The following is a 25,049-nucleotide window of genomic DNA, read 5'->3' on the forward strand; positions in this document are numbered from 1 at the left end:
AGAGTTGATCAAGGAAAACAAAGCCCGACTCGACACGCGGATCGAATCGGGCTGAGGAGTGAATTGCGTGGCTCAGGCACCTGTCGTTTTGCGTCGGGAGCGGTGACCGAGCCACATCAGAGAGCCGAGGGCACACAAGCCAGCGGCTGTAGGCTCGGGCACGGCGGTGTAGTTGATCACCGGCCATTCGCCCTCCTGGCCTGCTTCGCGAAGCGTGATGCTGTAGCCGTCATAGGCGGTGGCATATGCATCTCCCGCATAGCTCAAGCGTAGGAAAACATACTGGCCAGCGCCGTTTCCGCCGTCATACGCACCATTGAGGTAAGACAGTAGGGCGGCATCGCCACCTGCATCGGTATTGTTGTTGGGAGCTCCGACAAAGCCGACCGGACTCGCAGGCGTCAGGAAGCTCTCCTGGATCAGCGTGGCACTCGGATCAATCGCGGAACCGTTGTAATAGTCTGAGGTGGCGATCAGGGGACTGGCGTCGGTTCTCACCGCATAGAGATCGATGTCCGTCACGGTGGTCGCGCCTCCGGTTTGGAAGAGCATGACGCCCAGGTCCGCGCTGACGAACGGATTGGCCACAGCTCCGAAGTCCGGTAGCTGGAATGGCAGGACTGCGGCCGTCAAACCGGGGCCAAACCACTCTCCGATGGCCGCACGGAAATTTCCGAAAGTATCAGGATGGACCTGAGGCCAAGGATCGGCCGGAGGCAAGGTATCCCTTACTTCGATAAATCCGTCGTTGGCATCCGAAAAGATCAAGGCGCCCTGAGCCTGCTGGCCGAGCAGCATCAGGGTGCTGGTGAGGGTGACGAGGGCTTTCCCTGCGGAGAATTCCGCCAAGCACCTGCCTTCACAATTGATCCAAGGTTGGGCCATGGTTGGTGTCTTTGTCTTCATGACGTTAATTGGTTTCAATTCCGCCGCCCATTCCGCCTTGTATCCGCAGTCGGATGACTTTTTTGTGGTTTACTCTATTCCAAGTCGTTGTTTCACGCTGACGAAAGAGTCCATCAAAGTAGACAAATATAATTTCAAGATGCATCCCTCAATCGAGGGGTTTGTTGTCTTAAAAGCAGAAGCGACCAACCTACTTAAAGGATAACTGCCCGCGGCTTCCTGGGGACTTCACGGGTAAGAACAGATCGGCTGAGCCACGGAAAAAAATACCCCGCCTTGAAGCAAGGCGGGGTGAGAGGAAGGCGAGGGGTTTGGCTGGATTTCTACCTCTTGCGACGAAGTAGTGTAGCTCCCATTACCAAAATCACCAAGCTGGCGGAAGTTGGCTCGGGAACTGCCAAAACGTCCACGAGCTCGGTTCCGAGGCGGAACTCATCCAAGGCCTGATCGGGATTCCCACCGAAGGCTGCAAAGGCAATGCGATCGAAGGCAATGCTCGGAACGGTGATCGTGCCATCAGCCAAACCGGGGGTGATCCCCGGGTTTCTCCAAACGCTCACGGTATCATCGGCTCCATTGACCAAATCGAATTGAATCAAGTAGAAATCTGAGTTGGTCGTGGCGGCACCAAGGCTAGAGGATAGCGCTGTATTGTTTACCTTGGAGTAAATATTGCCGTCGTTCGGTCCGTCGCCGGCGATCAAACCAAGTTGGAAAGCTCGGCTGGGATCTCCATCGTCTCCATTGAACATTTCAAAAACGGTGTAGTCAGTGGCATTGAGGGTCCCATCTCGCATCAGCAGGCTCACATAAATGGTCTGCGTCACCGAGTCATTGTAGCTAGTCGAGAGATTTCTCCATGCCCGACCGTTGATGTCCATCAGCCCTTTATTACCACCGGGCGTCAGAGTTCCAGCGGTTCCTGTCAGGCTGCCTGCGTCAATGAGCCCGGAACCGCGCCACGAACTGGAAAACCCTAGGCCGCCATTGCTACCATCGAGAAACGGGTCGCCCGGTGGTGGGTAGTCGAATGATTCGTAGCTAACGAGGGTTGCGTTGGCGCTGGATAGGGCTCCAAAAGCGAAGGCACCCAGCGCGAATTTAGTGAGATTACTGGTCGTTTTTTTCATTGGATTGTTTTTTGAGTCTATTTTTGTCGTATCGTATTGAGTCGGATTTCCTCGCTGTGTCAAGATTTTACCAATCTAGATGAATCGAATGACGACATGCATCCCTCAATCGAGGGGTGGTGTCTCAAACGCTGGCTTTTGAAATCCAGTCTGATCGGCCCGATTGCTGGGCGCTGGCGGATTAATCGACGAGGCATGCAACCATGCCGCTGGTTGTCTGAGCAAGTGGTGTTGGCGAGTCTGATTCGCGGGCGGACGAGGATGTTACCGGTTTGTTCTCGGAACATGCAGGAATTGCCAATAGCAAACGACCGCGCCCGGCTTTGTCCAAGTCCGGTCTGCCGAGTTGAAGTGGCTTTCGAGATCGAGCGCCGCTGCTCGGATCGGGGCGCTTCATGCGCTAGACGAGAGCGTCAAGCTCTATCGGTAGGGCTTCCGCTTTGACCGATTCTGCCAACAAAAACAGGCCGCCCCCGGAAGGGCGGCCTGTAAGAAGTGTTTAAGGACGAATCCTTGGATTAGTTGCGACGGCGGAACAGCAGTCCCAAGGCACCCATACCAAGCAGCAGGGCGCTGGATGGTTCAGGAACCGCCTGAATGTTGTCGAACCAGACTGGGTTGTCGCCTCCGTTGAACTCAACATCGAGTGCGAGGAACAGAACCTCCACAGTGTCAGCCGGCGCGATGGCCTGCACTTGGGCGAAGACCCATTCGTTGACTGGCGAAGCGGAATTGAGCAGGTCGGATTCTGCTCCCGGGTTGGCAACGTTGTTATTACCAATCAAGACATTTTCATTAGGAAGGACAATGTCACCACCACCAATGTTGCGGAAGACGATCTTGAAGAGACCGAAGCTTGCACCTGCCGGAAGAGCAGTCTCCGTAAGCATGTAGCCGGAGAGGGTGAATACCTCTCCCGGGGCTGCTGCGAAGGACTGGTTGACTTCGGGGACGCCATTCACAGTGGCGGCGGTTGTCAATTGTGCGGCGAAGTTTCCTTCCTGAGCGCCAATGCCCGGTGCTCCGACTGTGGAGGCGAACGGGTTGGTGGTCCATCCGGAGAAGTCACCGGTTTCGAATCCTCCGTTTGCCAGAGTGACAGCGGCAGTTGCAGGGATTGCCAGCAAGCCGAGGGCGGCCAGCGATGCGATAAGTGGTTTTTTCATTAAATGGTTTGGTGTTTGTCTTGTTTTCCTAGGTCTCGGCTCTTGTGAGCTTGCCGGGCGATTGAATACCACCGACACCCGGCGTCAATACAATTGTGCAATTTAATGCACGCCAGACCTCATCACAGGCGGGCGGCTTGAAAAGCCGCTTTCCCGATGGTCGCGGTTTTAATCGTTTTCGAGCGTTGCGCGGATTTCCGCTTCGCGGTGGCCGAACTGCGCCAGCGCGGGAATGATGCGCTCGAGGGTGCTGGCCCCGATGTAGTAGCTTTCAAAACCGTCGCTTGTTTGGCTGGTGAAGGCTGACCGCACGAGCCCAAGTTGTTCACTGCGCGGGACCGATTCCAGAATGGGAATACCGATCCTGGCGAGCATTCGTTCGGATTCGAGCGAGCGTGCCACGACACCTGAGACCAAAGCTGGGTCGGCCTGGTTCTGCGCGATGCTGGTGGTGAATTCCGGCAGGGCGTCGGGACGATCTTCGAGGTAGTCGCCGACTTTTCTTCCGACTGTCGCGCGTGCTTGCGGGTCATTCGCCAGGATTCCCGCAGAAGTTTCCAGAAATTCGCTGGGCGAGGCGGACTTGCTGTAACCCGAGAGAAAAGTATCGAGATCGAAGGTCCTCGATCCACCAGATGTCATGAATTCGAGGGCCGCTTGGGGATCGCGCTCGGACCATGCTTGCCAGAGCATCTCCGGAGGCTCGTAAAAGCGACCACTTTTAGGAAGTTGCAGGGAGTCTTCATGTTTCTTCCAAGCGGCGGCAAACGAGGCGAAATCGAAGTCACGTGGGAATTCCCCGCCCCATGTCCAACCTGAAGAGCCGTGATCGGGAAGCCAGCTATCTTTGTAGTATTCGAACAGGGTGGTCCAGCCGGCTTTTGCGGAGGCTTCACCAAGGCCGGACGGGAAATCGAACTGGCCATCGTCCTTGCGCAGCATTTCCTTCGAAAGGCGGATCGCTTCCTCTGGTGAAGTGTCAGTCTTGGTGCCGATGACCGATTTGAGAAGCTCGTGCGGGTTCTCGGTGGACATGGCGGAGTTGAGAAGCTGGTCGAAATTCTGAGCGACCCACTCCGCGTTTTCCTTTTCGTCGATGACTTCCTTGAAGAGGTAGTCGCGATTTCCCGTGTGCTCGATGCCGAGAATCCAGGCAATGGTGCCGTTGGGATCTTCCTCCATGGACCGCTTGAGCATGGTTTCGATGGAGGACTTGAGATCGTAGTCGAGTCCGTCCGGACTGCTTTCGGCAAGCAGTTGTTCCAAGTGAGCGAAGAGGTTTTCGGAGTCGATGGCTTCGAGGATTTTCTCCCGACCGGAATAATCGGACGTCGTGAGCTGCGAGGCGAAATCGGCGGGTGGTCGGTAGGATGGCGCGCTGCTTGGTGAGAGGGCTTGTTCGCGTCTCGGAACTTCTTTGGCGTTGGCTTGGAGCTCCAATGCTGGATTGTGGCTGCCGACGAAGTATCCGGCACCGAACAGGACAAGCCCGGCGATGGCGATGATGAGCGGATGGGCGCGCATGGGAAACTCCTGGAAGGTTTTTACGAAGGTGGAATCGGGAAAGCGAGTTTGGAACTCGCTAGCCTTATCCCGGGAGCTTGAGGAAATCGATGAAGGTCAAAAGGTTTGGCCTGATCTCGTTTCTGAAGTGAAGAGCTGTTTTTTCGCGTTCGTAGTTCCGCCTTCAGGCGGTTCCCTGGGGTGCCTCGGCCTCCTGAAGGAGGAACTACGAACGTTTTGAGGTCGGCCCTTTTCCGAATCACCACGCCCGGTCGCCGCGTTCGTCGTAGGGGAGCCAGAGGAGGCGAGTTGATCGGGCCACCCATTTCGAATCCCTTAAAACCATGCGAATGGAAGCCTCCAACCCGCGTCGTAAGGAACTGCGCCAGTCGGACCAGATTGAATCGACCCATCCCGGCGATGGCTTCCAACCGGATACGCTATTCAAGCTTGGTGGCATCGTGGGCGACAGGATGCTGAAACCCGCAGAGCACCGTCGATTCACGACTGCACGACGCCGACGTAGATTGAGTTGGGCGGTGTGAAGTAGTTGCCCGAGGAAAGCGGGGTGGGCAGATCAGCTTTGCTGATTTTCACGGAGTGGCGTAGAGCAAGGCGATGAGGTCACGCAGGGCCTCGGCGTCCTTGGCTGATAGGGTGTCGATCCGCTTGACGAAGCGGGCGAGGCTGACCGCCCGGATTTGATCCACCATGATTTCGGCGGCTTTTCGCGCACAGGAGATTTGGAGTCGGTGAGCCCATTGAGGGTGGAGCGAGGTGGTCAGGGGGCAGACCACCGCCATTCCGGTTTGATGCATCGGATTGGGACTGATCACGACGCACGGGCGCGTCTTCCTGACTTCTCTCCCCGCAGTGGGGTCGAGACTTACCAAATGGACCTCGTAGCGCTGGACGAGCGGTGGGGACTTAGAAACCGGAGTCTTCTTCGAGGCCATCACTAAGTCCGGATTCGGCCCATTCGAGAGCGTTCCTTGAGTCGGATTGATCGGAAGCCATGGCGGCGAAGGATTCCTCGAGAGTGAGTTTGGAGCCTGCCGCCGGTGTGATCAGAATGCCGTCCTGAACGGGCTTCATAACGAATCCCCGATCCAAGTGGTAGGAACGGATGAGCTTGGCTGGGATCCGTGCTCCCCTGGAGTTGCCGATTTGGATCGGTTTCTGGATCTTGTCCATGGACTTACTGTAATTACATCTGGGGCGATGACAAGGATCGATGCCGGGGTGTAGCGAGACATGGGAGTGAGGTAGGGAAAAGAAAGCGGACCGTGCGACGCTCCCGCGCTGATCAACCCCAGGCTGGCCTGCCCCGGAACGGATAAGCGCGACAGCGTCGCGCGGTCCTTTTTTGCTACCACGCCCGGTCGCCGCGTTCGTCCTAGCGGAGCCAGAGGAGGGCGATGGAGGCGAGGGTGGGCTTTTGGGTCTCGATTAATCGATTGTTACCACGCGGTAGAATTGCTGCGGGTCGTTTTTGGGCTCTGGATTTTTCCAAGTGATGGATTGCGATTCTGCCGACAGGATGGGTCCAAGGGTGCGCCACTCCCTCAGGTTTTCAGAAATCTCGATTTGGTAGTCGCTGTTCGGATTCGTTCTGAATTCGAGACAAGGCTTCCCGTCGGTTCCGAAGAACATTGCGATCTCAGGAATGGGTGGGGCACTTGAATCCATCGAGTCCCAATCCGGCAGCAGCTCGATTTGCAAGTCGGGGGAAAGGTTCAAATCGGGGCGAGAGGCAAGGTACTGCAAGACAACGATTCGGTATCCCATGGGAGAGATCGGCCCAGCGAGGTCAACGAATCCCCCGCCTGAGGCATTGTAGAGGACGGCGTTGTCGGGCAGACCTGTGACTTGCAGACGAGCGCCGGATATTGTCCATGGGGAGGTATTGTGAATGATGGCGAACTGAAAATAGAGACCGGCGAGTTCGTCGAAAACAGCTTCAGTTTCGAGGCCGATGGCGAGGTAGGTGGAGTCGAATTGAAGTTCGTAGGCACCGGCATCGGGCTCGGGCCCAACACGACGGAAATAAGGGGCGCCACGCTGGTCGAACTCCGCCGACTCGGAATCCACTGGGAGGCCGAGATCAAGCGCCGGACTGTTAGATAGGATCGGAATGGTGCGGGTGAAGCCGCCGTGAAAGCCGAGTTCGCCCAAGGCTGTCTCCCCCAATGAAGTGGAAAGGCTACCGGGGTGACTGGCGAGGACCGGCTCCCCTCCTTCAGAAATTCCAGCAAACAAGTTGCCTCCTTGATCGTAGTCGTTGTTGATGATTTTGATATCTCCTGTTCCTGCTAGAAGGCAGTTCCGGAACGAGGCTCTGCCTGATGCGAATCGATTTTCTCCGATGAAGCTGCAGTGAGAGACTTCTGCGGCGCCTCCCAAGGTAAGGTCCGTGCCGCCGTTGTGGGCAAAAGTGCAATTTTCGATGGAAGGAGGGAGGCCAGAACCCCGTCTGATGGAGTCCCCCGTGTTCGCGGTGAAAAGGCAGCGTTGAATGACCGCAGCGTTATCCCGATTGTAGAGATCGAGGACCCGTTCGTTGTCGATAAACTCGCAGTCTTCGATGAGCATCGTTCCGGAATAGCGGACGGACTCGACGACAAGCGAAGATCCTCGGATGACCAAGCGGCGAAGCGTGAGATCCTGAGTTCTTGCGGCTCCTCCTGCACCCGAAATATGGAACAAGGGTCCTCCGTTCCCTTGGATGGTGACCCTTCCCGGGGACTTCGGACCTTCAATCGTGAAGCCCTCTCGCAGGCCGTATCGCCCCGGACTCCCGAAATCCAGGTTCACGGTGACCGGGGCGAGGCTGAAGGGAACGCCTTCGGCATTGTCGAAACGAATGATCTCGATTCCCGGTCCCAACTCGGCGTTTTCGATGGCTTGGCGAAGGGATCCTTCGCCACTCGCCGTGGTGCGAGTGACTACGGTGTCGTTCCACGAGATGATGAGCGACAGCGGTGGCTGAGAAGAGTAGTCGCTGCTCAGGGAAATCGACTCCTGAGCTTCTGCATGAAGATCGTCGTTGGGAACAAGATCTATCACCTTGCTTTGCTCCGCTCCTTCGAAAGGTATGCGAAAGTAATCGCCGTTGTCGCTGCTAGTCAGCGGTAACTCGATTCCGTTGTGGAGTACAGCGAAGTCGCTACGGGTTGCCGACCCACCGGAGTTTTGGGTGAAGAAAACCCTTGTTGCTGCACTTGTTTGGCTTAGGCGAAACACACGGAGTCTAAGCGGTGAGCCGCCCTCTTTTAGGCGAGTCTCTCGCGGGTCCAATCCGAAGATGGATCCCTGAGCGTTTGAAACCGTGCCGTGGAGGATCGGGATGATCACGGAGCTTTGCGCAAGGATGGCGAGCAGATTCCCCGTCGTTTGGAGCCCTCCGATTTGCGGGCTTAGATCGAAATCCCTGAAGCCACGATCGTTTGGAAGAGGCAGGTCCGCTTCCTGAAGGTTGAGCGCTTCGACCCCATTCAGATACACCACCAGCGGCCCGCCTTCGATCTTGAGGGACAAGGTCAGGTTCGCGGGTGTCGTCGAGACATCGAACGACTGCTTCATGCGAATGGATTGGAAGAAGTCGATCGTGGAGACTTCAGCAGCATGCTCCGGCCCACCGATGCCAAACCTGGCTTCGCTCCGCAGCGGCGCGGAACCCGGGAGAAACCAGTTCGTCGGAATGTTGCTCGACTGAGATGTGTAGGTTCCCGGACTCCCGTCGGCGACGAAGATTAGGGTGGGGTTTTCCGGAGGTTCCTGAGCCTGAAGGTGGAGGGAACAGCAAAGAAGGATAGGGAGGAGTCTCTTCACAGTGGAGAACACATCAACAGGGAAACTTATAAAGTAAATACAAAAGATATTTAAAAGATGCGGCCAGTGTGAGCGGCCGGACCGCGCGACGCTGTCGCGCTTATCAAGTCGAGCCAGCCTACCTCCGGAACAGATCGGCGCGACAGCGTCGCGCGGTCCAATTTGAATCACCACGCCCGGTCGCCGCGTTCGTCGTAGGGGAGCCAGAGGAGGGCGATGGTTTCGACCTTGGTGTTGGCGCGGGTGGGCTTGAGCGTTTCGGTGTCGAGCTCGAGGGCAGTGGGGGCGAAGGCTTGAGTGAGTTCTTCGATGTCCCGCTGGAGTTCCTGCTCCAGTTCATTCATCTGCTCTTCGATGCCTTCGACCTTCTCTTCGGCGCGGGCGACGTCGCGATGTTGCTGGAGGGCGTAACCGGAGCGTTTGACGGAGGTGGTGGCGCTTTTGCGTCGCCCACCGAGGATGCCGCCGAGAATGCTTCCGAAGACACTGCCTGCGGCGTCGAGCTTGGCGGCGGTGGCCTGGCTTTTCTCGCGGGCGAGGGTGCCTTCGGCAGTGCGCTTGCGAGCGGTGAGCGTTCTTAGTTTGGATTCGGTCTTGTCGCGGAGTTTCTCAACGGCTTCGTCGCGTGCTTCACGGGCGGCATGGGCGAGACGGGTGCGGAACTCGGCTTCGGATTCGCCGAGCTGGGAGTACTGCTTGAGGTCCTTGCAGACGAAGATTTCAGCGCGCTCTTCGCGGTAGAGCCAGTCGGAGAAGTCCTTGTCGACCTGTTTGTAGTTGTCGGCGTTCATGGCGAAGCCGGGGAGTTCCGCGAAGCCCGCGCCGGGAGTCGGTTCGGATCCGATGTTCTCGGGATTGAGCGGCGGGGGCACCTGCTCGTCCCAGTCGATGCCATCCGCGGTGATCGGGTTGACCTTGCGGACTTTGCGGGTGGCTTCGACGTCGGCTTTGGTGGAGGAAAAGGTGACGGCTCCGACGCGCAGCAGGTGGGGGCGATAGGTGACGCCTTCCGGATCACCGGCGACGGGTTGGAATTTCTCGATGACGCCGGTTCCGACGATGGGGCGTGAGCTTGGTGCTACGATGGATGCCGTAGACATGGCCATGGGGTTGGTCTTTTCGGCTTGGCGGATGGAATCCGCCGCCACGGTTTCGAAGGCATTCCGCTTCGGATCCATCAGCTCTTTGATTTTGCCGCGGGTCAACGGACCTGTTAGATAAGACATCACCCAGCGGACGTGGAACAGCACGGGCTGGTCCTCGTGGACGTTGTTCATCAGGAAGACGCGGGCACCGAGCCCGGAGAGCAGTCTTTCGATTTCCTTGCGGTTGAATTTTGCATTCTGTGAGCCGGCGGCGCCTTCGAGACCGTCGAGGACGCGGAGTTTGTCGCGCTCGGTTTGCAGGCGGCCGAGGAACCAGGTGCCGATGTTGGAAAGGGCCTTGTAGTCGAGGTCGACGGGGTTTTGCGTCGCGAGCAGGCAGCCGAGTCCGAAGGCGCGGGCTTGCTTGAGCATGGTCATCATCGGCTTCTTGCTCGGCGGGTTGGCCGTCGGAGGGAGGAAACCGTAGATTTCATCCATGTAGAGCAGGGCGCGCAGCGAGGTGGTGCCGCCCTGGGTGCGCATCCAGCCGAGCATCTGGTTGAGCAGCAGGCTGACGAAGAACATGCGTTCGCTGTCGCTGAGGTGGGAGATCGAGAAGATCGAGACGCGCGGTTTTCCATCGGGAGCGTGGAGCATTTTCGCGATGTCGAGCGGCGGGCCTTCGAGCCAGGTCGAGAAGCCGGGGGAGGCGAGCAGGTTGTTGAACTTGAGTGCGAGGGATTGGCGCGTCCTGGCGTTGCAGAAGGATTCGAGGTCGATGACGCCGACTTTGTCGAAGGGTGGTTTCTGGATGTGGCGGATCAGGGTTTCCAGCGAGAGGTCGCGTTCGTCGCGCCATTCGTGGGCGAAGATGTTCGAGAGCAGGATCGCTTCGGGGGATTGGATCGGGTCGGCGTCGACACCGACGAGGGAGAGCAGGGACGAGACGGTGGATTCGATGCGTTCGCCGAAGAGTTCGCCGTCGTCGACGATTTCGAATGGCGGGGCGGCGAGGGATGAGAGGATCGAAACGGGGATGCCGGCTTTCGAGCCGGGGGTGAAGATGTTGATGTCGACCTTTTCCTTGAGGGTCTTGATCCGCTCCGGTGTCTGGCCCCAATCGGCGAGACCCTTTTTCCACATGTCGGCGGTCTTGGCGGCGAAGTCGTCGGGTGAGAGGCCTTTTTTGGTGGCGTCGTCTTCATTGATCCACGGGCGGAAATCGGCAGGGGCGAGTTCGGGGAATTGGAGCAGGAGGTTGGAGATGTCGCCTTTGGGATCGATGACGATTGCCGGGATGTTGTCCATCGCGGCTTCTTCGAGCAGGCCGATGCAGAGGCCGGTTTTCCCTGAGCCGGTCATGCCGAGGACGACGCCGTGAGTGACGAGGTCTTTCGAGTCGTACATCACGAGGTCATCCTGCACCTGCTTGGTCTCGAGGTCGTATGCCTTGCCGAGATAGAAGGAGCCGAGTTTCTCGAAGTCGCTGGGGCCGGGGATGGCGGGTGTCATTGGGGTAGATCAGCTGAAGGAGAAGGAGGGTGGAAGGGAGAAGTGTCCGATGTTGCGAGCGGTTGCAAGCCGCCGCTGGCCGATTTCAAGGGATGATCGTCGCTGGAATGGATCATTCCGCAAAGACGGAAAGTTCACGCATCCGTGATGCTTCTCGCTGGACCAAAGGGTGTTAGATGGCTTATTCACATTCCGAATCCCCCTGGTCCCCCCCCAATGAATACCCCCCAATTCATGGTGGCGGTGGCTTTTTGCGCCACCACTGCCGGCTTTTCGCAAAGCATCTCCGAGTCCGTGTATGACCTTCCGGGTGAAACCGGTGGCCTCTTCAATTATTTGCCGATCGAGCAGCAGGTCGAGTATGGCGACAGCGCCCAGCTCGCCGGGACGAATCGACTTCTGACCGAGGCTTCAATGGCGATCTACTCGAACATCGCGCGTACCGGCACGGTGACCTTTTCGTTGTATGAGGCGATCCCAGCGGATTTCAACTTTCCGCCGGATTTCGAAGTCGGCCAACCGGGAGTGACGCCGGGCGAGCTGGCGGACTTCAAGCCGGCCGTGGATCCCCTTTGGACCTCGGGCCCGACCTCGGTGACCTTTGAGAGTGATGGGCCGACGAATCTGAATCTCACCACGCTGGTGTTCTCGGACATCAATACGCTGGTGCCTGATGATTTGTTCTGGTCAATCAAGTTTGAGAACTTGAGCAACTACGTGGATGGCGGAAGCTTTGGGCCGAAGCTTGAGGATGCGGCCGACTTGGGCCCTGCTGGGGCGGGGACGGACCCCAGCCGCCTCTACCAACGCTCGAGTGACCGCTTTCTGGGTGACTGGTTTCCGATCTGGCTCGATATCGATGAGCCCCCGACGAGCACCCTTTCGCTCCAGCTTTCGGCGATTCCAGAACCGGGTGTGGCGATGCTCTCGCTGTTGGGAACGCTGGTGTTGCTTCGCCGTCGGCGACCCGCTTCAGTCGGGGGGTGAGCAAGGCATTGATCGAAGCAGCCCGGGTGCAGGCGGATCGTTTGCGGCCGCTTTCCTTTTCCAAGGCGGCCTACGTTTATCTGCCGACCGACTACGCGCGGATTCCGCATGAGAAATACCTGAGGCGCTTCGGCAAAGGTCGGAAGCGGGTGCTGATGCTGGGGATGAATCCGGGGCCGTATGGCATGGCGCAGACCGGAGTGCCCTTCGGCGAGATTCCGGCGGTGCGGGATTGGATGGGGATTTCGGCAAAGGTGGTGAAGCCGGAGCCGGAGCATCCGAAGCGGCCGGTGGATGGCTTTGATTGCGCGCGCTCGGAGGTGAGCGGACGGAGACTGTGGGGCTTGTTTTCCGAGAAGTATCCCGAGGCGGACGACTTCTTTGCCGAACACTTTGTGGCGAACTACTGTCCGCTGGTGTGGATGAGCGAGACGGGTGCGAATATCACGCCGGACAAGCTTCCGAAGGAGGAGATGGTGCCGGTGGAGGCGGCTTGTCAGGAGCATCTCGAAAGAGTCATCGCGGCACTCAGGCCGGAATTTCTGATCGGGGTGGGGGCTTATGCGGAAGGGAAGCTCAAGGAGGCGGCGGAGCGGATCGGGTATGAGGCGAAGCTTGGGAAGATCCTTCATCCTTCGCCGGCCTCGCCTGCGGCGAACCGTGGCTGGGCGGAGGCGGCTGAGAAGCAGTTGAGGGCGATGGGGGTGTGGTAGGGTGGGCGAGATAGGCGGAGGGATTGGTCTGCACCGCGAAGACTTATAGGTGCAGGCGGGTGGATATTCGATCCATCATGAAAGAGGGGGCTTCCAAGAAGCCGGCGTCGAGGACGCGATGGCCGCGGATTTCCAATGGGCTGATCTGGCTGATGTTTTGCGCTTTGGCGGGGACCGGTCTGCTGCTGAGGTGGCGGCTTCCGCCAGGCTCACGCGGTGGGCGGGGCCTTACAGCGCTTGGCTGGGATCGCCACGAATGGGGTGATCTTCACAGCTGGGTCGGCTACGGGTTTCTCTTGATGCTGGTGGTCCATCTGCTGATGCACTGGAGGTGGTTCTGGCAGATTGCGGCGAGGAAACGAAGCTGGCCGCTGGTTATGGGCCTCGGCGGCGGAGTGGTGATCATCGCTGCTTTGGTGCTGCTGCCGGTTCGTGATCGGATCGGGCAAGACGACCACCGGGGCGGTCCCCGCCAGCACCGTGAGGGCCAGATGAGGGAGATGGACCATGAGGAGAGGGACGAATGAGATTGGTCGATCGATGCCAGCTGGATGAGGAGGAAAGCTGTAAAATCAGGAAAAATGAAAGTGTTCATTACAAGGTTCAATAAATTTAAGATAAACGAACAAATAAAGCTTGAAGATCAGAGCTTATGATTTCACTTTTCATGAAAAGTGAGATCTTCAAATTATCCGGACTTATTGAATGAGATCGAAGAATCGATCAGGGACTTCAAGGTGACGGTGCTACTGGGGCCGCGGGGGATTGGGAAAAGGGCCTTGGTCGAGGGACTCGAAGTGGCGGAGGAAAACTACTTCAATCTAGAGGACGCCATGGATCAGGCGCGCTTCGAAAATCCGAGGGAGGCGCTGGGTGGGTTGAGGAATCTGGTGCTTGTCGAGGGATTGCATCGGCAAGGGGAGTGTTTCCGTGACCTGCTGGATCTGGTGACGAGCTGGGGAGGCCCGTCGCGGTTGCTGATTCTTGCGAATGTCTCGCCCGCACTGATGAAGGGGGGCACTGAAGTCGCCCACGGCAAAGTCAATTTCATCGAGGTCGGAGGACTGAGCGATCGGCATCTTGCGAAGGGTGATCAGGAGCGACTGTGGTTGAGAGGAGGATTTTCCGGCTCATTTTTCTCCGATACGGATGAGAAGAGTGTCCGCTGGCGGGAGGTTTTTGTGCAGACATTATTGAGGCGCGACCTCCCCGCTGTGGGGATCGATGTGCCAGCGGAGCGGATGCTGCGATTCTGGACGGCCGTTGCGAGGAGGCATGGTGAAGCCTGGAACGGCTCCTTGATCGCGGCGGACTCCGGGATTTCCCATCCCACCGCCCGCTCCTATCTGGATGTTCTGACGGGTGCCTTCATGCTGCGTCAGCTGCTGCCATTTCCTGTCGGGGGAACGAAGCGGGTGGTGAAGGCCCCGAAAGTTTTCCTTCGAGATTCCGGGCTGTTGCACAGCCTGCTGGAGATCGAATCGCTGGATGCGCTGAGAGCTGATCCAATCCACGAGGCCTCGTGGAAGGGCTTTGTGTTGGAGCAGCTGGTGTCCGGGCTGGGATTGGAGCCGGATGAGATGTTTTTTTGGGCGACTCATGGCGGGGCAGGGCTGGATCTGGTCGTTGAGCGGGAGGGGAAGCGCTTTGGTTTTGAGTTCAAGCTGACGGACGAGCCGCGAGTGACGCATTCGATGACGATTGCGAAGGCGGACCTGGGGCTGGAAAAGGTCTGGTTGGTGCATCCCGGCGAGTCGTCTTTTCCGCTCAGGGATGGGATGGAGGCGCTGGGTATGGCTGGGAGCCTGGACCGCACGACTTTGTCGCGATGAGCTGAACGGGGGTTGTAGGTAGGGTTGATGAGCGCGACGGCGTCGCGCGGTCCGGTTCCGTTCCGGGTGGCTCTGGTCCTGAGGCGGGAAGCCGGGCCTTGAGAGATTTGGCTTGCTGTTTCTGTAGTTTCAGATATTTCAGAAACTAAAGAAAGAGAACGCGATGAAACTACCTGAGCAAATTGAAGGAATCGAAGTTTACTATGATGGGCGCTGCGGGATGTGCTGCAGCTTTCATGAATGGATCAACCGGCAGCCGCGGGCGTTTGGGATTGAGTTTATTCCTTACCAAGCGGTGCATGCGGAGCAGGTTTTTCCGGGACTCGGGACACTTGATCCGGCGCGGGAGATGGTGGTGAGGACGAGCGAGGGTGGGATTTTCCGCGGAGCGGAGGCTTGGGTGTGGTGCCTGTATAGTTGTGCGAACCATCAGACGGCGGCGCGTCGGCTGGGTGGGCCGGGGCTGTTGCCGGTGGCGATTCATGCTTGCCGTGTGCTGGCGGCGAATCGTCATGCGCTGAGCAAGGTGTTCTTCCGGAGCGAGGATAAGAAGGTGCGGGAAGAGCTGCATCGGATGGAGGCGGCGGAGTGTGAGGGGGAGTTTTGTGTGATGAAGTGAGGGCAAACGAGGGAATAGAACGATGAACGCGATGTATTTGGAGTTGGGTTTGCGGGTGGCGGGATTGGTTTTGTTGGGATTGGTGGTGGCGAATTTTGTAGCGGTGAGGCGGTGGGATTATGCGGGGAATCTGGCAGGGTGTTCGGTGATCGTGCGGCAGGTCTTTTATGTGCACTGCGCTTACATCGTGGCGATCATTGCGGCACTGGCGCTGTTGTGCTTGGGGTGGCCGCACTTGTTTTTGCAGCCCGGGATGGGTCGGGTTGTCAGTGGCTTCTTTGCGGTTTTTTGGGCAAGCCGGGTGGTGGTCCAGTTGACCTACTACGATCGTGAGACACGGCGGAGGGATCGGTTCTGGGATGTCTTCTTCTTTGGAGTCTTCGGATTTTTGAGTGCGGTGTTTGCCGCGGCAGCGTTTTTTCGATGAAGGAGCTATTGCAAATCGGTTTGCACATCGGCGGGTGGTCGCTGGTGGCGCTTTGTTTCGGGAGTTTCTGGATCCCGAAGGCGCTGAAGTGGCGTGAGAAGCTGGCGGGTTTGACGCCGCTGATGCGCGAGCTCTGGTGGACCTATTCGATCTACGTTTGGGGAAGCCACGTGTTCTTCGCGGTGCTGGCGCTGGGGTTTGGCGATTGGCTCATGGCGGGAAGTGGCGCGGCGACGGCGATGTGCACCTTCATGCTGCTGTGGTGGGGCGTGCGTCTTTGGTTGCAGTTCTTTGGCTTTGATCTGAGTGAGGTCGAGGGCAGCCGTTTCAACCGAGTGGCGAAGCATTTGCTGACGCTGCTCTTTGTGGGCTTGGTGCTGCTGTATGCGGGCCTGGTGTTTTGGAATCTGGGTTGGCTGGGAGGAGGCGGGGGATGACTGGAGTGATTCCGGTTCTGGTGGTGCTGGGGATTGGGGCGGGGTTGCTTTTGGCGAAGCTGCGGGTGGTTTGGTTGAGGCGGATTGTCGGTTGGGTGGTGCTTGGAGGTTTGGTTTTGGGTGCGGATGTTGTGTTGAGGGATGTTGGTGCGGTGGGTCGGATGGTGGGGATTTGCTGCGTGTTGCTTGGGGGGATGAAGGGATTGGTCTATGCGGAGTGGGCGCGGGCGGAGAAGCTTCCTGCTACTAGGGTTCTCGTATTTGCTTTTTGTTGGTTCGGAATGGATCCGGGGAGTTTCCGCGTGAGGAGGGTGGGCTTGAGTTGGAAAGGTGATGTGAAGTTGGGTTCGGGGTTGATGCTCGTCGGGACGCTCGGGGCCTGGTTGGTGTGGGCGATGGAGTGGCGACACATTTTGGTGATGTTCTTGCCGATGAGTCTGGGCTTTCACTTTGGGGCCTTGCGGGTGCTGAAGGGAGGCTTGCGGGCGGCGGGCTTTCCGGTGAGGACGCTGTTTCCCAATGTGCTGGAGGCGAGGGGTGTGGGGGACTTCTGGAGTCGGCGCTGGAATGTGGGCTACTCGCAGATGATGCAGCGGCTGGTTGGGCGGCCAGTGGCGGGGATGGCAGGCCAAGGCGCGGGGGTGATGGCGGTATTTGTGGGCTCGGGTGTGCTTCACGAGCTGGCGATCACGCTGCCGGTGAGGTCGGGATTCGGGCTTCCGACGCTCTACTTTACCCTCCACGGGATCCTGACCCTGGTGGAGCGGAAATGGGGGAAGCCGATTGGCAAAGTTCCGGCTTTGGTTGCGGTAATGCTACCGCTGCCGTGGCTCTTCCCTCCGGCTTTCCAGAGCGAGGTGATTGAGGCGTGCCTCGGGGTGTTCGGCCTGTTAGAGAACTGTTAGGGAAGGCGCTGTTTGATCTTTGCCAGCGGCACTTCGACGTAGCGCCAGCAGAGCCAGGCGATGGCCCATGAGGCGAGGGCGAAGACGAGGATGCGGAGGTCGAGCATGAGTTGGGAGTCGCCTCCGTTCCAGAGGAAGGGGAGAACCCAGCCAAGAGCCATGGGGACGGTGGCGTGGAAAAGATAAAGGCCGTAGCTGATCTTGCCGATGTACTGCATGGCCGGGGTCTCGAGGAACTTGCCGAGGATGCCGGGGAGCCCATGGAGCGTGGCGGAGATCAGGCCGACGATGGCGATTGAGAGAAAAGTCTGCTGAAGGTGGGCGAGGCCGGGGATGTGATGCCCTGCTTCGCTGAGGCAATAGAGGATGGCGTAGGGGAGGAAACAGATCCACGCGGCGATGTTGATGCGTCGATTGCCGGGCTGGATGCCATTGTCGAAGAGCAGGGCTAACAGGGCGCCAGCACCAAGATAGTCGAGCGCACTGGTGGTGATGGCACCGGGGTGGTGGACTGAGGGAAAGTGATTCTCGAGAACCGCGCGCGAGATCGGCGCGATCGCAATGCAGGTGATGAAGAAGGCTCCGAGCCATTTTCGCGGGATAAGAAAGACGAAGATCGGCCAGAGGAGGTAGAACTGCTGCTGGATCGCGAGCGTCCAGTAGTGGGCGGTGCCGCTCGGATACTGGGGGAGGAGTGCGATGTGGAAGTTCGAGAGCTGGGTGAAATACCACCACGGGTGCTGATTGATGTCGGGTGCCTGCGCGGCGATGGCGAAGAGCATCGCGAGGTAGCAGGGGATCAGGATGCGGAGGGCGCGACGGGATTGGAAGGTGCGGAAGGAGGACCATTTCCATAGCTGGCCGGAGTCCTCGCCGATGCGTCGGTTCTTGAGCAGGATACGGGTGATCAGGAATCCTGTTAGAGTGAGGAAAAAGTAGAGACCGATTTCAAAAGGGAAGGGGCCGCACCATTCACGAGGTGCCCAGTGCAGCCAGATCACGCCGAGCACCCCGACCGCACGCCAGCCGTCGAGTTGGGTGCTGCGGGGTGGGGTGGGCATCGAGGTGGAGCGGGGATTTGCAATCCCCGGGGTGGGTGGCTTGGGGAGGTGGGAGATGTAAGCTCGCCGGAGGGATCGCCGGCGGTTCACCTGTTAAGGGTGGATGATTTCGGGATCACCTGGACGATGAAATGAAAGGAAGTCGTAGAGATTAAGGGTCATCAATTTCTCCGCGCCTGCTTTCTTGGCGGCGACGAGGTGGAGGTAGTCGTAGATCGCGCCGCCTCGGACGCCGCGGGATTCGGCGTCGGCATAGGCTCTCAAAAGTGCCTTTTCTGTTAGGGAAATCGGCTTTGTTTTCGGGGCGAGTTGATCGCGGAGAAGGGATGAGGCATCGCTTGTTGAGATACGGAATCCGAGGCGACCTCCAGTGAGAGTGGAAAATGTTTCGGTGAAGGCATGCGTGTGGACGGCGTGTTTTCCGGAAAGAAGCAAGTGACGACAGGCATCATGATGGGGCGCCGAGGCGATGAGCGCGGCAACGAGCACGGAGGAGTCGAGGGCCAGCATCACTTGCGGTCAGCTTTGATGGCGTCGAGGATGCTTTCCTGATTCAATGGTGGAGCGCCTTGAATGACGGGGAGGCCGTTTTTCAACTCGATCCGGAGGTCGTCTGCTTCCGGGGTGGCTTCGAGTTTGCCGCCGAGCACTTCCAGACGGAGGCGGCTGCCTTCATGCAGGCCGAGTCGGTCGCGAAGCTGCTTCGGAACGACGAGTCGACCTGATTTACCAAGGGTGATGGTAATGCTCATGGCAATATGATTGGCATAGAAAGTGGCATAGGGCAAGTGCAGCGCGGCTGGAAAGCCGCCTTGCCCACCCATGGCGCGTGGTAACGCGCCCCTCCTTTACCGGAGCAGGTTCCAGGCGGTGACGCCGGACTCTCCGATGCTGCGTTCTTTTAGAAGGATGCGGGTGATGAGGAAGCCTGTTAGAGTGAGGAAGAAGTAGAGGCCGATCTCGAAGGGGAGCGGACCGCGCCATGATCGCGGTGCCCAGTGCAGCCAGATCACGCCCAGCACTCCGACCGCACGCCAGCCGTCGAGTTGGGTGGAGCGGTGTGGGGTGGGCATGTTGGGTGGCGCCTCGATCACCTCGTGATTAGGCGACCCTGCGCTCGAGCTGCCTGAATGACACCTCGATTTGCGGTGAACAGGGTGATTCCGCTGACGGTGCAAAAATCGCCATCATCAGAAAGGACCTGTGAAATTCCCGCCTCGCGAAGTGCGTGGGCGGTCAATTGGTCGTATCCGTCCAAGGCGCAATTTTGGAGGTCAGAGATCGCTTGGTCGACCAAAGTTTGATTCAAGGACAGGGGTAATAATGTCGCAATTGAGGAGATGTCAGCGCACACATTCTGAATTTCGGTGACGACTCCAGTTCTAAGGGCTGGGTAGTCGTGGCGAAAATCCTTTGGTCTGGTTCCTCTAGGCACTGAGCGGGAGATTTCTGCAATCTCGTGTTCCGCTTTCTCAATCTGATGGGCGAGTTCAGAAAGCGACAGTCCAACCCAATGGAGCTGAGAGCCGGCTATGACGCAGTTCTGGAGGTAGCGAGGGTAAACCCGAAGTTGCCAACTCTGAGGGCTGTTCGTTCTCATCGAGGCCCGCGAGTAGGTCTGCCAGTACCAGACATTTGTATCCACCCAGATGGAATCAGTTGATCGCGGTCGATCACCGGCGATGTCGACGACATCGGCTTGCACCGTATAGTTCGGCATTAGGCAGCGGCGTGGGCATCAAGAATCTTCTGAAGCCGCTCCCGCACTTCAGGTTTGGCGTAGTGCTCCACGGCAACTTCGAGACAGCGCTGCAATGTGCTCACAGCTTGGCTCGGAAGATTCTGGATCACTAACTGTCTGCGAAGCTCCTCGAGTGATCGATCCGCAAGCAAGGCCGCGATGCTACCGTTAAAATACGGTGACATGTGGATACGGGTGCCCGCGAAGTCCAGTTCTACTATTTCCGGATGGGCAAGCGCTTCCCTCAGCCGGTCGAGAAGAATCTCGCCGTCTTCGTAGGTCATGCAAAGCTCACCGGTCAATTCTCGGACTTGAATCTTCATGGTTTTAGAGGTTTTAGAAGTTCACTAGGGCGACATTCTCGGAGGCAAGACGGTAGAACCGGGAATCGCAGCTGATGCGGATATTTACCATCGTGCCCTCAAACGGGTGGGGGAGAATACGGGATGAAACACCCCCTTGGTCAACGGAAATATAGCCGTCATGGCTGAGGATTTCAAGTTTCCCGCCGTTCACCTGGATGAAATCCCGAAGTAAATCAAGGCCGAGGCCACGACTTAGGCCTTGCTTCGTGGCAGTGGTATTACCCCTAACAAAAGCCCAATCCATGCAGGAATCAGCGGCTTTTTCGGCCTCTCCGACGCATTCACGAACGTTTGAAGGAATTCCGACCCCAAAATCAACGATGGACAGCTGGAGTTCCCGTTTTCGTGGATAGAACTGACCACAGGTGTAGCTTCCCACCGGAGATTGTGAGTGGTCGAAGGCATTCTGGTAGCCCTCGGCCACTCGCTCGATGATGGCGTCCCGAAGCGCGTTGCTCACTTCTACCCAGCCTTGTCCCAGCCAGTGATCTGCGAGGTAGTTCTGATAAGCTGCGGAGTCCCGCTGCCAATCCTCGCGAAATGGAACGGTGTTGCCATAGCCTGGGTGAGCTTCTCCGGCGAAAGCGGGTAGAAAGCCGTTCTTAAGGAGGTTGGTGCGAATCGAGGGTCCAACGTTGATGATCCAAACTGTCGAGCCGCGATACTGGAGCAAACGGATGAGCCCCCCAAGGAATGCAACCGCATTGGCCCGAAGAAAGTCACAGCTCTGAAAATCGAGAGTCACTTTATCACCTGCATGAGTCGCGTCTGCCCAAATTCGCCAAAGGGTACGAAAGTCCCACTGGCTGTCGTTGATACGGGGGACCGTGATCGTTGTCATCCGAATTTTGAAACGAGGCCGAACACCATTCCGCCGGCGCTTTGGTGAAGGACAGCTTTACGTCGAAAACGAAGGAGATTTCCATCCTCTGTCAAATCTTCCACTGGGACGTCGGGAAATTTCGTATCCATTTGATGGGGACTTAACACACAGTCGAGTTGAGTCGCTTTGGATCTTGGTTCGAAATTCAACTTAGAAATTTCATCGAAACGCTGACGAATGATGGGTAGCATCCACCGGCGAGATAAGCCAATGAAGAGAAGGTGTTCCTTGTCGAACTGTGTGAGGACTCCGGCGGATTGGAGTTCTTTTGATGATGTTCGATTGGCGAAGAATCGGTCGATGAATTGCGACCCTTCCATCGGTTTGCCGGTGCCTCCTAGGAGGGAAAGCTTATTGAAGGAAACGAGGTCGTTGGTGCGAAGTAAGGCTGCCAACCTATTCTGAAGAGCGACAGAAAACTGAGTACGGCCCGCAATCTGGCAAATGAGCCAAGATGCCCACGAAAGGCGTTTGAGAATACGAGCATCGTGTGGGTTTCGGTCGTAATCCTCGCCCTCTGGATCGACAAGTCGAACGGTTAGCAGGCTGTTTGGGTTCTTTGAGATGCTAGTAATCGTGCCATAGCGGAGCGCTCGCTGATTGTATCTGGGGTGGCACGTTTTGCTCGAATCCTTCTTCTTGGTTTTGATGCTTGCTTTGTGGCCAGAGATTTCTGCCAATCTATCTACCTTCTCTGTGAAGGCCCCCTTTGCCTCCATTTCGATGAAATCCTTGCCATCGCTGGCGTAGTTCCAATCGAGGGTTTTTCGTCCGTTTCGGCCCGGGATCTCAGGGATCTTCATCCAGTCAGCCTCGTTGAGTCCGTGAATCCGATTGACGACCGCCAGTCCTGCCGCTTCTCCAAGATGCTCGGTGAAAGTATTCCCCAGTGAGTCGCAGTCGTCACATACGTGAAGAGTCTTTCCGTCGTAGTCCACCCACTCTTCGAGTGTTTCGCTGCCCATTTTGATGTCTTGCTTGATTGCCTGAATATCGGGATATCGGCTTGGACTGCGTTCCTTTTTGTGAATGAGAAAATAGGCGAGGAATTCGGCTCCTGGTACTTCGATGGTGCGGCCAGCTACTGACTTGATCTGGGTTGAGTTGGCCCATTTTTCGAAGTCGCTCTTTTCCAAATTGTCGTAAAACTTTACGTCGATCGAAATGGTGGAAGTGGGATTGAGGAGGAACGACATGGTTCGGAGAGGTCAGAGCTCACCACGGAAGGCTTTAGCAAGAAGAGCTGGAGTAAAGGCTGCTAACTCAGCTTCAGTTTCGATTTGGAGGCATCGGAGCTCCGCGTGCTTGGCGAGTATAGAGGTCAACAAATTAGTGATTCGCACTTGTTCCGGATGCTCAGGAATACGGAATCGAAAGCCTCGAAGCGCTGCTTGGTTGATCTTTGGCATCGCATTGCGGTCGGACTTTTCGTTGGCGTAGTAGCTGAAGGAAGGAGCGAGCAAAAGGAACTTCAAAAAATCGCGGGTTATGAGATCAAGGTTTGGTTTAAGCGCATACATGTCGGCGCTGCATAGACCTGAGTAATCTGGCGTGCAGACTTTCCGAAGAGCGGGGCGAATCTTGGAGTAGACGACGTGCTGTGGGGAAAAGCGGTATTTGCCGCTCTTCATTTTGAGTTTGCCGACAGATAGCCGCTTGCCAACGATACGCCCCGTCCCAGATTCGACGTGTTCCGGGCCGAGGTAGGGCAATTTACTGAATTCCGGGTCGAGCGGGCTCACCTGTCCGCCTACAATTTTGAACAATTCATCGGCCGTGTAATCAACCCAGTTCTTAGACGATTTTTCCGAAAAATCGATTTCAAGAGCACGTTTGAAAACTGTCGCTGCCTCGTCGATGGTGGCCTGCCGAGTTTGGCGTGCTTGATCAATCTGGATTGTCATGGCGCCAATGCGCTTTACCAACCGGCGTTGCTCATCCATCGTCGGAATCGGAATTTCGATTGAGGTCCATTCAGCCGTGTCGAGTTTTCCCGCGCTATTGCCAGCTGTACCGACGCGTGATTTCAGTTCCTCGTTAGATGCTCGCATCATTAGCGCGAGGTAATCGGGTAGTAGGTCGTCGCACGGCACGATGGCTTTCATGTCCTGATTGATGGTGCAAACGACGCGGCTAATTGCCACAGGAATTCGCTTAAACAAGATGCTACCACGAACGACGAATAGCACGGAGTTGGCAGGGATGAGTTTTGCTGGGCTTGCCGCCAAGCCCGCGTCGGAAATTTTGAGCTTCGAATCGTGAATCTCGTCAGTCCACATCTCTTTGGCGGTGATCCAAGGAATGTGGCCGTTCCAATACTCCGGCTTGCCTTTTGATGGGGTACCGCCACCTACGATTTTCCCGCACTCGCCCAAGGGCCTCATTGGGACCCCGTGAAGGGAGTTACGTGCTTTTTTGGCTTTCCCGTGCTTTGTCGTCATTTCCTCTTCGCCGTCACGAGTTTACGCATTTCCTCGACGATTTTCAGGATCCGCTTCTCCTTTTCTGCTACGCTTTTGAGGATGTCCTCAGGATTGGCGTGGTCGGTCGTATCTGCTTCGATGAGGCCGAGGCTTGCGAGGGTGAGGTTGTAATCGTTGTCGATGATGCGCTTTTTCGGAACGAGCCAGGCGCGGCCGTCCTCGGTGGCGCGGGTCGGCCATTTGCTGAGAAGGTCGGGGATGTCGTTGCGGAATTGCGGGCCGAACTTGCGCGCCTTGCGGAGCGAGGAGCCGTCGCCTTCGAGGTTATAGAACCAGGTGTTTTTAGTGGTTTTTCCGGTTTTTTGGAAGATGAGGATGCAGGTCGGATTCGGAGTGTAGGGCTCGAACATTCCCTTGGGGAGATTGACGACGGCCTGTAAATCACACTCCGCGAGTAGGCGCTTCTTCACTTCGATGTGAGAATTCGTATCGCCAAAGAGAATTCCGTTAGGGAGCACGATGCCAGCACGTCCACCGGGACGCAGACTGCGGAGAGCGGCGGACGTATTTGTCACCCTTGTCGACCCGGAGGGAACGCTTGGGTGAGAGGGCTGCACCGGAGAAGGGCGGGTTCTCGAGAATGAAATCAAATTGGACTTCATCCCACTTGTCTTCTCCGCCGCCGATGGAATCGCGGCGAACGATGGGAGAGTAATCGAAGCCATGAAGCAGTGCATTCATCGCCGTCATGCGGACAAAGGTCGGTTCGCCGTCGAAACCATGGATAGTGCCTTGCTGGAGGAATTTCCATTGGCTGGGTTTGAGCTGGTCGCCGACGCCCCGTTTGACGGTTTGGCCCCACGGGCTGACGACTTCACGAACGAATTCGGGCGAGGTATTGGCCAGAAGAATATGTTCCCATGCTCCGATGAGGAAGCCACCGGTTCCGCAGGCTGAATCGCAGACGGTGCCACCGATGGTGGGGTTCACCATTTCAACGATCACGCGAATAAGATGTCGCGGGGTGCGGAACTGGGCGGACTTCTTTTGCTGGCCGAGGTCGCTGGAGAGCGTTTCGAAAAGGTCGCCTTTGACGTCCGCATCCTCGCTCAGAAGGTGGACGGGCGAGATGAGGTCGACGGCCCGGCGAAGAGTGGCGCCATCCGGAATCATGATTCGGGCGTCCTCGAAGATGGAACGGGCGGCGGGAGAGAGTTCCGGATGGAGGCCAAGCTTGGGCAGCAGGTCCCGCAAGGTGGCGAGCATGCGCTCATTGTCTGGATTGGAGGTGAGCAGACTCCAGCGGAGTTTATCGAAGTCCACTTTCTCGCCGTCAATCTTAACCGTGGCAAAGATGGCGCGGCGTTTGCCTTTGGGCTGATCGGCTTCCATTTCCTCGAGCATTTTGAGGAAGAGGAGGTAGGCAATCTGGGTGACGTAGGTGAGGGGGTCGGTGACGTTCGACTCCCACATCAGCTTGCAAAGGCGTTTGAGGAGGCTCTGGAGGGACGTGGTATCCATTT

Annotated in this window: 28 protein-coding genes; 9 read left to right on the forward strand and 19 right to left on the reverse strand. The window is 57.4% G+C overall.

Annotated elements, in window-relative coordinates; genetic code table 11:
* Nucleotides 1-72: 72 nt before the first annotated feature.
* The 4 genes from WBG04_RS07445 to WBG04_RS07460 form a co-directional block, all read right to left on the reverse strand.
* On the reverse strand, nt 73-906 hold the full coding sequence (locus WBG04_RS07445) for a hypothetical protein (RefSeq protein ID WP_424313771.1): 834 nt from the start codon (nt 904-906) through the stop codon (nt 73-75).
* 323 nt (nt 907-1,229) lie between these two features.
* A complete protein-coding gene (locus tag WBG04_RS07450) occupies nt 1,230-2,036 on the reverse strand; it encodes a PEP-CTERM sorting domain-containing protein (protein ID WP_424313772.1) in 807 nt (268 codons plus the stop codon).
* Between the two features lie 518 nt (nt 2,037-2,554).
* Nucleotides 2,555-3,202 carry a PEP-CTERM sorting domain-containing protein gene (locus WBG04_RS07455; protein ID WP_424313773.1) on the reverse strand — a complete coding sequence of 216 codons (648 nt, stop codon included), beginning with the start codon at nt 3,200-3,202 and terminating at the stop codon, nt 2,555-2,557.
* Between the two features lie 168 nt (nt 3,203-3,370).
* The gene (locus WBG04_RS07460; protein ID WP_424313774.1) at nt 3,371-4,726 is read right to left on the reverse strand and encodes a hypothetical protein; all 1,356 of its coding nucleotides are present in this window, start codon (nt 4,724-4,726) and stop codon (nt 3,371-3,373) included.
* 323 nt (nt 4,727-5,049) lie between these two features.
* Here WBG04_RS07460 and WBG04_RS07465 point away from each other — a divergent pair, with 323 nt between their 5' ends.
* Nucleotides 5,050-5,250 carry a hypothetical protein gene (locus WBG04_RS07465; RefSeq protein WP_424313775.1) on the forward strand — a complete coding sequence of 67 codons (201 nt, stop codon included), beginning with the start codon at nt 5,050-5,052 and terminating at the stop codon, nt 5,248-5,250.
* Nucleotides 5,251-5,298: 48 nt separating this feature from the next.
* On the opposite strand, the gene WBG04_RS07470 is transcribed toward WBG04_RS07465, so the two are convergent.
* The 4 genes from WBG04_RS07470 to WBG04_RS07485 all read right to left on the reverse strand — a co-directional run bounded on the left by WBG04_RS07470 (nt 5,299) and on the right by WBG04_RS07485 (nt 11,133).
* The gene (locus tag WBG04_RS07470) at nt 5,299-5,661 is read right to left on the reverse strand and encodes a type II toxin-antitoxin system PemK/MazF family toxin (RefSeq protein ID WP_424313776.1); all 363 of its coding nucleotides are present in this window, start codon (nt 5,659-5,661) and stop codon (nt 5,299-5,301) included.
* Nucleotides 5,633-5,899: a hypothetical protein gene (locus WBG04_RS07475; RefSeq protein ID WP_424313777.1), complete on the reverse strand. Its 267-nt coding sequence runs from the start codon at nt 5,897-5,899 to the stop codon at nt 5,633-5,635. The genes WBG04_RS07470 and WBG04_RS07475 overlap by 29 nt, the downstream gene beginning before the upstream one ends.
* A 255-nt stretch (nt 5,900-6,154) precedes the next feature.
* Nucleotides 6,155-8,536, reverse strand: a complete 2,382-nt coding sequence (locus WBG04_RS07480) for a choice-of-anchor Q domain-containing protein (RefSeq protein ID WP_424313778.1) — start codon at nt 8,534-8,536, stop codon at nt 6,155-6,157.
* A gap of 167 nt (nt 8,537-8,703) precedes the next feature.
* Entirely contained in the window at nt 8,704-11,133 is a 2,430-nt protein-coding gene (locus tag WBG04_RS07485; protein ID WP_424313779.1) for a helicase HerA domain-containing protein, read from the reverse strand.
* Between the two features lie 216 nt (nt 11,134-11,349).
* Between WBG04_RS07485 and WBG04_RS07490 the strand changes: the two genes are divergently transcribed.
* From WBG04_RS07490 to WBG04_RS07525, 8 genes are all read left to right on the forward strand, one after another.
* Nucleotides 11,350-12,120: a hypothetical protein gene (locus tag WBG04_RS07490; protein WP_424313780.1), complete on the forward strand. Its 771-nt coding sequence runs from the start codon at nt 11,350-11,352 to the stop codon at nt 12,118-12,120.
* Nucleotides 12,117-12,833 carry a uracil-DNA glycosylase family protein gene (locus WBG04_RS07495; protein ID WP_424313781.1) on the forward strand — a complete coding sequence of 239 codons (717 nt, stop codon included), beginning with the start codon at nt 12,117-12,119 and terminating at the stop codon, nt 12,831-12,833. Before WBG04_RS07490 ends, WBG04_RS07495 begins: the two co-directional genes overlap by 4 nt.
* Before the next feature lie 77 nt (nt 12,834-12,910).
* Nucleotides 12,911-13,360 carry a DUF4405 domain-containing protein gene (locus tag WBG04_RS07500; RefSeq protein ID WP_424313782.1) on the forward strand — a complete coding sequence of 150 codons (450 nt, stop codon included), beginning with the start codon at nt 12,911-12,913 and terminating at the stop codon, nt 13,358-13,360.
* Nucleotides 13,361-13,534: 174 nt separating this feature from the next.
* A complete protein-coding gene (locus tag WBG04_RS07505) occupies nt 13,535-14,665 on the forward strand; it encodes an ATP-binding protein (protein WP_424313783.1) in 1,131 nt (376 codons plus the stop codon).
* 163 nt (nt 14,666-14,828) lie between these two features.
* Nucleotides 14,829-15,284 (forward strand): thiol-disulfide oxidoreductase DCC family protein, encoded by a 456-nt coding sequence (locus WBG04_RS07510; RefSeq protein WP_424313784.1) that lies wholly within the window; start codon nt 14,829-14,831, stop codon nt 15,282-15,284.
* 22 nt (nt 15,285-15,306) lie between these two features.
* Entirely contained in the window at nt 15,307-15,711 is a 405-nt protein-coding gene (locus tag WBG04_RS07515) for a hypothetical protein (RefSeq protein ID WP_424313785.1), read from the forward strand.
* Complete coding sequence (locus WBG04_RS07520) at nt 15,708-16,148, forward strand: hypothetical protein (RefSeq protein WP_424313786.1); 441 nt, start codon at nt 15,708-15,710, stop codon at nt 16,146-16,148. The genes WBG04_RS07515 and WBG04_RS07520 overlap by 4 nt, the downstream gene beginning before the upstream one ends.
* On the forward strand, nt 16,145-17,053 hold the full coding sequence (locus tag WBG04_RS07525; protein ID WP_424313787.1) for an MBOAT family protein: 909 nt from the start codon (nt 16,145-16,147) through the stop codon (nt 17,051-17,053). The genes WBG04_RS07520 and WBG04_RS07525 overlap by 4 nt, the downstream gene beginning before the upstream one ends.
* Here the strand turns inward: WBG04_RS07525 and WBG04_RS07530 are convergent.
* The 11 genes from WBG04_RS07530 to WBG04_RS07580 form a co-directional block, all read right to left on the reverse strand.
* Nucleotides 17,050-18,114, reverse strand: coding sequence for an acyltransferase family protein (locus WBG04_RS07530; protein WP_424313788.1), 1,065 nt, complete (start codon nt 18,112-18,114; stop codon nt 17,050-17,052). The genes WBG04_RS07525 and WBG04_RS07530 overlap by 4 nt on opposite strands.
* A gap of 93 nt (nt 18,115-18,207) precedes the next feature.
* Nucleotides 18,208-18,624, reverse strand: a complete 417-nt coding sequence (locus tag WBG04_RS07535) for a PIN domain-containing protein (protein ID WP_424313789.1) — start codon at nt 18,622-18,624, stop codon at nt 18,208-18,210.
* A complete protein-coding gene (locus tag WBG04_RS07540; protein ID WP_424313790.1) occupies nt 18,624-18,866 on the reverse strand; it encodes an AbrB/MazE/SpoVT family DNA-binding domain-containing protein in 243 nt (80 codons plus the stop codon). Before WBG04_RS07540 ends, WBG04_RS07535 begins: the two co-directional genes overlap by 1 nt.
* Nucleotides 18,867-18,962: 96 nt before the next feature.
* The gene (locus WBG04_RS07545; protein WP_424313791.1) at nt 18,963-19,187 is read right to left on the reverse strand and encodes a hypothetical protein; all 225 of its coding nucleotides are present in this window, start codon (nt 19,185-19,187) and stop codon (nt 18,963-18,965) included.
* Between the two features lie 17 nt (nt 19,188-19,204).
* The gene (locus tag WBG04_RS07550; RefSeq protein WP_424313792.1) at nt 19,205-19,834 is read right to left on the reverse strand and encodes a hypothetical protein; all 630 of its coding nucleotides are present in this window, start codon (nt 19,832-19,834) and stop codon (nt 19,205-19,207) included.
* On the reverse strand, nt 19,834-20,178 hold the full coding sequence (locus WBG04_RS07555; RefSeq protein ID WP_424313793.1) for an STAS-like domain-containing protein: 345 nt from the start codon (nt 20,176-20,178) through the stop codon (nt 19,834-19,836). The genes WBG04_RS07550 and WBG04_RS07555 overlap by 1 nt, the downstream gene beginning before the upstream one ends.
* 13 nt (nt 20,179-20,191) lie before the next feature.
* Complete coding sequence (locus WBG04_RS07560) at nt 20,192-21,061, reverse strand: ATP-binding protein (RefSeq protein ID WP_424313794.1); 870 nt, start codon at nt 21,059-21,061, stop codon at nt 20,192-20,194.
* Nucleotides 21,058-22,239, reverse strand: a complete 1,182-nt coding sequence (locus WBG04_RS07565; RefSeq protein ID WP_424313795.1) for a hypothetical protein — start codon at nt 22,237-22,239, stop codon at nt 21,058-21,060. The genes WBG04_RS07560 and WBG04_RS07565 overlap by 4 nt, the downstream gene beginning before the upstream one ends.
* Before the next feature lie 72 nt (nt 22,240-22,311).
* A complete protein-coding gene (locus tag WBG04_RS07570) occupies nt 22,312-23,544 on the reverse strand; it encodes a restriction endonuclease subunit S (RefSeq protein WP_424313796.1) in 1,233 nt (410 codons plus the stop codon).
* Complete coding sequence (locus WBG04_RS07575) at nt 23,541-24,044, reverse strand: N-6 DNA methylase (protein WP_424313797.1); 504 nt, start codon at nt 24,042-24,044, stop codon at nt 23,541-23,543. Before WBG04_RS07575 ends, WBG04_RS07570 begins: the two co-directional genes overlap by 4 nt.
* Nucleotides 24,034-25,047, reverse strand: coding sequence for a type I restriction-modification system subunit M (locus WBG04_RS07580; RefSeq protein WP_424313798.1), 1,014 nt, complete (start codon nt 25,045-25,047; stop codon nt 24,034-24,036). The genes WBG04_RS07575 and WBG04_RS07580 overlap by 11 nt, the downstream gene beginning before the upstream one ends.
* Between the last annotated feature and the right edge of the window lie 2 nt (nt 25,048-25,049).

The organism is Haloferula sp., from assembly GCF_049672945.1.
GTDB lineage: Bacteria > Verrucomicrobiota > Verrucomicrobiia > Verrucomicrobiales > Akkermansiaceae > Haloferula.

What these genes read in the sequence shown, in the direction of transcription:
- WBG04_RS07445 (WP_424313771.1), bottom strand. Translation starts at nt 906, where the DNA reads ATGAAGACAAAGACACCAACCATGGCCCAACCTTGGATCAATTGTGAA.
- WBG04_RS07450 (WP_424313772.1), bottom strand. Translation starts at nt 2,036, where the DNA reads ATGAAAAAAACGACCAGTAATCTCACTAAATTCGCGCTGGGTGCCTTC.
- WBG04_RS07455 (WP_424313773.1), bottom strand. Translation starts at nt 3,202, where the DNA reads ATGAAAAAACCACTTATCGCATCGCTGGCCGCCCTCGGCTTGCTGGCA.
- WBG04_RS07460 (WP_424313774.1), bottom strand. Translation starts at nt 4,726, where the DNA reads ATGCGCGCCCATCCGCTCATCATCGCCATCGCCGGGCTTGTCCTGTTC.
- WBG04_RS07465 (WP_424313775.1), top strand. Translation starts at nt 5,050, where the DNA reads ATGCGAATGGAAGCCTCCAACCCGCGTCGTAAGGAACTGCGCCAGTCG.
- WBG04_RS07470 (WP_424313776.1), bottom strand. Translation starts at nt 5,661, where the DNA reads ATGGCCTCGAAGAAGACTCCGGTTTCTAAGTCCCCACCGCTCGTCCAG.
- WBG04_RS07475 (WP_424313777.1), bottom strand. Translation starts at nt 5,899, where the DNA reads ATGGACAAGATCCAGAAACCGATCCAAATCGGCAACTCCAGGGGAGCA.
- WBG04_RS07485 (WP_424313779.1), bottom strand. Translation starts at nt 11,133, where the DNA reads ATGACACCCGCCATCCCCGGCCCCAGCGACTTCGAGAAACTCGGCTCC.
- WBG04_RS07490 (WP_424313780.1), top strand. Translation starts at nt 11,350, where the DNA reads ATGAATACCCCCCAATTCATGGTGGCGGTGGCTTTTTGCGCCACCACT.
- WBG04_RS07500 (WP_424313782.1), top strand. Translation starts at nt 12,911, where the DNA reads ATGAAAGAGGGGGCTTCCAAGAAGCCGGCGTCGAGGACGCGATGGCCG.
- WBG04_RS07510 (WP_424313784.1), top strand. Translation starts at nt 14,829, where the DNA reads ATGAAACTACCTGAGCAAATTGAAGGAATCGAAGTTTACTATGATGGG.
- WBG04_RS07515 (WP_424313785.1), top strand. Translation starts at nt 15,307, where the DNA reads ATGAACGCGATGTATTTGGAGTTGGGTTTGCGGGTGGCGGGATTGGTT.
- WBG04_RS07520 (WP_424313786.1), top strand. Translation starts at nt 15,708, where the DNA reads ATGAAGGAGCTATTGCAAATCGGTTTGCACATCGGCGGGTGGTCGCTG.
- WBG04_RS07525 (WP_424313787.1), top strand. Translation starts at nt 16,145, where the DNA reads ATGACTGGAGTGATTCCGGTTCTGGTGGTGCTGGGGATTGGGGCGGGG.
- WBG04_RS07530 (WP_424313788.1), bottom strand. Translation starts at nt 18,114, where the DNA reads ATGCCCACCCCACCCCGCAGCACCCAACTCGACGGCTGGCGTGCGGTC.
- WBG04_RS07535 (WP_424313789.1), bottom strand. Translation starts at nt 18,624, where the DNA reads ATGCTGGCCCTCGACTCCTCCGTGCTCGTTGCCGCGCTCATCGCCTCG.
- WBG04_RS07540 (WP_424313790.1), bottom strand. Translation starts at nt 18,866, where the DNA reads ATGAGCATTACCATCACCCTTGGTAAATCAGGTCGACTCGTCGTTCCG.
- WBG04_RS07545 (WP_424313791.1), bottom strand. Translation starts at nt 19,187, where the DNA reads ATGCCCACCCCACACCGCTCCACCCAACTCGACGGCTGGCGTGCGGTC.
- WBG04_RS07550 (WP_424313792.1), bottom strand. Translation starts at nt 19,834, where the DNA reads ATGCCGAACTATACGGTGCAAGCCGATGTCGTCGACATCGCCGGTGAT.
- WBG04_RS07555 (WP_424313793.1), bottom strand. Translation starts at nt 20,178, where the DNA reads ATGAAGATTCAAGTCCGAGAATTGACCGGTGAGCTTTGCATGACCTAC.
- WBG04_RS07560 (WP_424313794.1), bottom strand. Translation starts at nt 21,061, where the DNA reads ATGACAACGATCACGGTCCCCCGTATCAACGACAGCCAGTGGGACTTT.
- WBG04_RS07570 (WP_424313796.1), bottom strand. Translation starts at nt 23,544, where the DNA reads ATGACGACAAAGCACGGGAAAGCCAAAAAAGCACGTAACTCCCTTCAC.
- WBG04_RS07580 (WP_424313798.1), bottom strand. Translation starts at nt 25,047, where the DNA reads ATGGATACCACGTCCCTCCAGAGCCTCCTCAAACGCCTTTGCAAGCTG.